Here is a 6,183-nt window from a genome sequence, read left to right as displayed (position 1 = left end):
GAGTAAGGCTTAGTTTCATATACTCAAAATTCTGATCAAAGAGAACAAATATCATCGCCTTTCATTTGACTTATTACCACATGACTAACTACTTGTTCAACATGTTAATGGGTGTTTTGGCTCAAAAAGTACAATATCGTGTACGTAACGAAATGTTTACGCACATGGAAAGTTTGCCAATTTCATACTTTGACCAAAATGAATTTGGTGATATCATGTCGCGTTACACTAACGATATTGATACCTTGATGCAGATGATTTCACAGTCAATTCCACAATTTACTAACTCTATTTTGAGTTTGTTATTCGTTGTGGTTGCGATGTTTAGTTTGAGCTGGCAATTAACTGTCTTCTCATTCATCATCTTTGCATTATCAATCGGCATTGTTCGTTACCTTACTACTAAATCAGGCCAATACTTCCAAATTCAACAGAAGAAGTTGGGTCAAATCAATGGTTATAACGAAGAAATGCTTAATGGGTTGAAGGTTATCAAAGTCTTCAGCCATGAACCAGAATCAAAAGCTGGTTTTGACAAGTACAACGAAGAATTGCGTCAAGCTTCAGGTAGAGCCAACACTTATGCAACTATCTTGTTCCCAATTATGGGTAACATGGGTAACTTGCTCTACGTTTTAATCGCCTTTATTGGTGGTGCTGTTGCCATTAATCAATGGGCTCCACTTTCACTTGGTGCTATTGGTTCATTCTTGCAACTTTCAAGACAATTTAGTATGCCAATTGCCCAAATTTCACAACAATTGAACTCAATCGTAATGGCTTTAGCTGGTGCTGAAAGAATCTTCAACTTGGAAGATCAACCTTCAGAAACAGACAATGGTACAGTTACGATTTCTAAAGGTGATGAAGTTGGTAGTACTTGGAACTGGAATGTCCCACAAAAAGATGGCTCAATTAAGAAGGTTCCAGTTCGCGGTCACATTGTCTTTGATCACGTTAACTTCAGCTATGTACCAAAACATCAAATTTTGCATGATATTTCGATTAATGCCAAACCTGGTATGAAGGTAGCTTTAGTTGGTGAAACTGGTGCTGGTAAGACTACGATTTCAAACATGCTTAACCGTTTCTATGAAATCGATTCAGGCAAGATTACTTACGACGGTATTCCAATTAAGGATATTAAGAAAGACGATTTGCGTCAGTCATTGTCAATTGTTTTGCAGGAAACACACTTGTTTACTGGAACAATCATGGACAACATCCGCTTTGGTAATCCTGAAGCTAGCGATGATGACGTTTACCAAGCAGCTAAGTTGTCACATGCCGATGAATTTATCCATGATCTTGATCACGGCTATCAAACTGTGATTGATGGTAATGGCGGCGATTTATCACAAGGACAGATGCAACTACTCAGTATTGCCCGGGCAATGATTGCTGATGAACCAGTAATGATTCTTGACGAAGCTACTTCAAGTATTGATACCAGAACTGAAAAGATGGTTCAAGCTGGTATGGATAACCTTTTGGCAGGTCGTACAAGCTTCGTAATTGCTCACCGTCTTTCAACAATTGTTAACTCTGATTTGATTTTGGTACTTGACCATGGTCACATTATTGAAGAGGGTAACCACGAACAACTTCTCAAGAAGAAGGGTTACTACTACGAACTTTATACTGGTAAAAAAGAAATTCAATAATTGTTTTCAAGCAGATATCACAGGATATCTGCTTTTTTTATGAAAAGCTAAAGATAAGCGTTGCTTTTAGGTCTTTTGTCTAAAATTGGGTAAAATAGTCATAAGGTTTGTTAAACTATACATAGGATAAAAGACAAAAATAAATAAAAAGAAGAAGGGGGACTCTTCCTCGTGAAAATTTTAGTTGTTGATGATGATAAAGAAATCGTAGAACTTTTAAGCATTTATTTAAAAAACGAAGGCTATGAACCCGTTGCGGCATATAGTGGTAAAGAAGCAATTACTAAGTTAACTACTACACCAGATATCGCATTGATGATCTTAGACGTAATGATGCCTAATATGTCTGGAATCGAAGTAATTAAAGAAGTTAGAAAAGATTCAGATATTCCAATTATTATCGTTTCTGCTAAGACTGGCGATATGGATAAGATTCAAGGTTTGATTACCGGTGCCGATGACTACGTATCTAAGCCATTCAACCCACTTGAAGTAATGGCAAGAGTTCGTTCATTATTGCGTCGTAGCCAAAAACAAGTTAAAGATGAAAAGCCAGATATCTTGGAAGTTGGTCCATTAGTAATCAACCGCGATTCTCATGAAGTAAAGACAATTGATGGCAAAGCTATTCAATTAACTGCTTTGGAATTTGGCATTCTTTATCTTTTAGCTAGTCACCCTAACCGTGTATTTTCAGCTGATGAAATTTTTGAACGTGTTTGGCAACAAGAATCTATTGTTTCTGCCAAAACCGTTATGGTGCACGTATCACACCTTCGTGACAAGATTCAAAAGGCAACTGGCGGCGAAGACGTTATTCAAACTGTTTGGGGTGTAGGATACAAAGTTGAGGCGTAGTTAATGAAAAAAGAACGCGTCAAGTTAACTGGTGCTGAAAAGAGTGAACTATTTGCAGAAGGGATCGTAACGGTCGTCCTTCTGCTTTTGTTAAATTTATCAATAATTATTTTGATCCACCTAGCTATTTTGCAGGATCAAAGTTTAGTTAATGGCATTTATTTTCTAAAAAAGACGATGACGTTTGCGGGCGGCTACCATTTATGGTCCTGGCAAAATATTTTCATTATTTTGATGGGGATCGGCGATTTAGCCGTTTTATACTGGCGTTTAATTAGAAGATATCACCAAATGCAATTAAGACACGTTATTCTGGAATTGCATTATGTTGCTAGCGGCCACTTTGACCATAGAATTAACTTTAGAGTTCGTCCTGAATTACAACGTGTAGTTGATTCAATTAATTCATTGGTTGATAGTACTGTGAACTCAATTAATGAAGAGCGAGCAATTGAACAATCTAAGGATGAATTGATCACTAATGTATCTCATGATATCAGAACGCCATTAACTTCGATTATCGGTTATTTGGGTCTATTAAAAAGTGGTGTAGCTTCACCTGAGGATCAACAAAAATATATTAATATTGCTTACACTAAGGCTGAACAAATGAAGTCTCTAGCAAATGACTTGTTTGAATATACGACGCTTAAGTCAACTAAGACTAAATTGAATTTAGCTAGACTACATATTTATTCAATGTTAGAACAAGTGGCTGCTGGATTTGAATTAGAAGCTGAAAAGAAAGGCATTGAGATCGAGATTGAAACACGCCCTAAAGATTTAACAATTAAGGCCGATGCTGAAAAATTAGTGAGAGTATATAATAATTTAATTTCTAATGCATTCAAATATGGCACAGGAGCTACCAAGATTAAATTGGTTGCTAACTTAGTGAATAAGCGTAAAGTTGAACTGCGGGTCGAAAATAACGGTGAACCTATTCCTAAGGATGCACAAAAAAAGATTTTCGAACGTTTCTACCGAGTTGAGAATTCTCGTAATACCAAAACCGGTGGTACAGGATTGGGACTTTCAATTACCAAAAGCGTGGTTGACTTGCACCATGGAACTATTCGCTGCCAATCAGATAAGAATTGGACAAGTTTCATAATTCGCCTGCCACTTGATCCTAAGAAGGCCCCAAGTAAGCGTTAGCTGTGTTATAATTTTGACTGAATGTATTGATACAACGAGGAGAAAATAATGAGTATTTCTTTAAATACCTGTATATTAATTTTAAAAGAACACCACTTGCTTAAATCAAGTGCAGTTCAAGATACTGTAGCAACTAAGATGGATTACGTTTCTTACGACTCACGTGATATCCAAACTAACACCTTATTCTTCTGCAAAGGCGCAGGCTTTAGACCAACTTATTTATCAATGGCTAAAGATAACGGTGCCATTTGTTATGTTGCAGAACAACCTTATCCTGAAGGTAAAGGGATGCACGCTTTGATCGTACGTGACGTATCTAAGGCAATGGCACTCTTATCAGCTGCATTCTTCCGCTTCCCACAAGATGATTTGTACGTAGTAGCCTTCACTGGTACTAAAGGTAAAACTACTTCTGCATACTTTTTGAAGGGAATGCTTGATCAAGCTAATGGTGGTAAGACAGCTTTAATTTCTTCAGTTAATGACGTTGTTGGTCCTAAGCCAGAAGACAGCTTTAAGTCAAGCTTGACTACTCCAGAAAGTTTGGACTTATTCCGTGATATGCGTACTGCTGTAGATAACGGTATGACTCACTTAGTAATGGAAATATCTAGCCAAGCTTACAAGAAAAACCGTGTATTTGGTTTAACTTATGACTTAGGCTTCTTCTTAAACATTACCCCAGACCATATTGGACCAAATGAACACCCTAACTTTGCGGATTACTTACACTGCAAACTTCAATTAATGGTTAACTCACGTAAATGTATTATTAACGCTGAAACTGACCACTTTGACGAAGTTTACGCAGCAGCTACTACCACTACTAATCCAGACAGCATTTACTTGTTTGCTAGAGAAGATTTCGAAAATCCAAACTTGAAGGTGCCAATCGACTTTAGATTTGCTTCACAAGAATTGGATATGAAGGAAACTCGCTTCAAGCTTTACTGCGCAAGTGACAAGGCTAAGAAGTTGCCTATTAATGGTGACTACACTTTGAAGATGCTTGGTGACTTCAACGAATCAAACGGTACTGCCGCAATTATCGGTGCAGGTCTTGCAGGCCTTAACCACGATCAATGTGCAAAAGGTATTCGCGACGTAACCATTCCAGGTCGTATGCAAACTGAAAGAACTAAGAGTCACGGTATGGTTGTTGTTGACTATGCTCACAACAAGGCTTCTATGATGGCTCTTATGAGCTTTATGCGTAATGAATTCAACAATCCTAAGATCATCGTTGTTGTAGGTGCTCCTGGTGATAAAGGCGTTTCACGTCGTCCAGGCTTCAGTGAAAGTTTAACTGCATATGCTGACAAGGCGTTTTTGACAACTGATGACCCAGGCTTTGAAGATCCTAAGTCTATTGCCGAGGAAATTGATTCAGGTATTGACCACTCTAAGTGTGATGTCACTATTGAATTAGACCGTAAGAAGGCAATCCACGATGCCATTGAAATGGCTGGCCCAGATGATGTTGTCTTAATCTGTGGTAAGGGTGCAGATGCCTTCCAAAAGATTCGTGGTGTAAACACACCATACCCATCTGATATCGTTGTTGCACAAAATGTAATCAATGAATTAGAAGGCGAAAAAGAACACTTTAGAAAATAAGAGTTGAGACGATGAAGCACTTTTTTAGTATTATTGGTGGAATGGGAACCATTGCCACTGAAAGTTATGTGCGTTTAATTAACCATCGCGTTAAGATTGCACGTGATCAAGATTATTTAAACTATATTTTGGTTAATGATGCTCAAGTTCCTGACAGAACTGCCTACATTAAGGATCACAGTCAGCCTAACTTCTTTTATGATTTAAAAGATGATGTGGAAGGGCAAGACAAATTAGGAACCGATTTCTACGTAATGCCTTGCAACACTGCCCACTATTTCTATGATGATCTTGCTGCATTGACTGATCGACCATTCTTGCACATGATGCGAATCGCCGTTCATAATTTTGTTGATAATTATCCAAATGAAAAAAAGATTGGCTTAATTGCAACAGAAGGTTCTATTTATGATCACTTGTATGCAGACGAAATTGAGAAAGTTGGCCGCAAGGTTGAATTAGGTGGACCCGAAATTCAACCAATGGTTAATGAATTGATTTATTCTGACATTAAAGAAAAAGGCATTGTAGATCATGATTTGTATCACAAGATCTTGAAAACAATGCATGATAAGTACGGCTGTAATGTAATTTTGCTAGGTTGTACTGAGTTATCATTAGCTCAAGAAAAAGCACCAGATCATCCATATAACGTGATTGATCCACAATCAATTATTGCGGATGTATCAATTGAATTGGCTCTTAAGATCCGTAATGGAATGGATCCTAAAGAAGCTTGTGCTAAATATATGTATAAGTAAAAAAGAAGAGAAGAAATTCTCTTCTTTTTTCTACGTAAAGTCAAGTCTCATCTAGGGTTAGACCTGATATTTTTAGATAATTGTCCTTGATTGTTTTTTGAGGGCCGATTTATTTTTCGTTG

4 protein-coding genes and 1 pseudogene are annotated in these 6,183 nt (G+C 37.4%); all 5 read left to right on the top strand.

Annotation, left to right across the window (positions count from 1 at the left end; all coding sequences use genetic code 11):
* Positions 1 to 80: 80 nt before the first annotated feature.
* Positions 81 to 1,664 (top strand): annotated as a pseudogene (locus RDN22_RS10770) (ABC transporter ATP-binding protein); the annotation flags it as partial.
* Positions 1,665 to 1,835: 171 nt separating this feature from the next.
* Complete coding sequence (locus RDN22_RS10765; RefSeq protein ID WP_308558103.1) at positions 1,836 to 2,522, top strand: response regulator transcription factor; 687 nt, start codon at positions 1,836 to 1,838, stop codon at positions 2,520 to 2,522.
* A 3-nt stretch (positions 2,523 to 2,525) separates the two neighbouring features.
* Positions 2,526 to 3,680, top strand: a complete 1,155-nt coding sequence (locus RDN22_RS10760) for a HAMP domain-containing sensor histidine kinase (RefSeq protein WP_308558102.1) — start codon at positions 2,526 to 2,528, stop codon at positions 3,678 to 3,680.
* Positions 3,681 to 3,728: 48 nt separating this feature from the next.
* Complete coding sequence (locus RDN22_RS10755) at positions 3,729 to 5,300, top strand: UDP-N-acetylmuramoyl-L-alanyl-D-glutamate--2,6-diaminopimelate ligase (protein WP_308558101.1); 1,572 nt, start codon at positions 3,729 to 3,731, stop codon at positions 5,298 to 5,300.
* A gap of 11 nt (positions 5,301 to 5,311) precedes the next feature.
* The gene (locus tag RDN22_RS10750; protein ID WP_308558099.1) at positions 5,312 to 6,061 is read left to right on the top strand and encodes an amino acid racemase; all 750 of its coding nucleotides are present in this window, start codon (positions 5,312 to 5,314) and stop codon (positions 6,059 to 6,061) included.
* The last annotated feature ends 122 nt before the right edge of the window (positions 6,062 to 6,183 follow it).

This window comes from uncultured Lactobacillus sp. (assembly GCF_902491705.1).
Classification (GTDB): Bacteria; Bacillota; Bacilli; order Lactobacillales; family Lactobacillaceae; genus Lactobacillus.
This window is presented reverse-complemented; position numbering and strand designations above follow the sequence as displayed.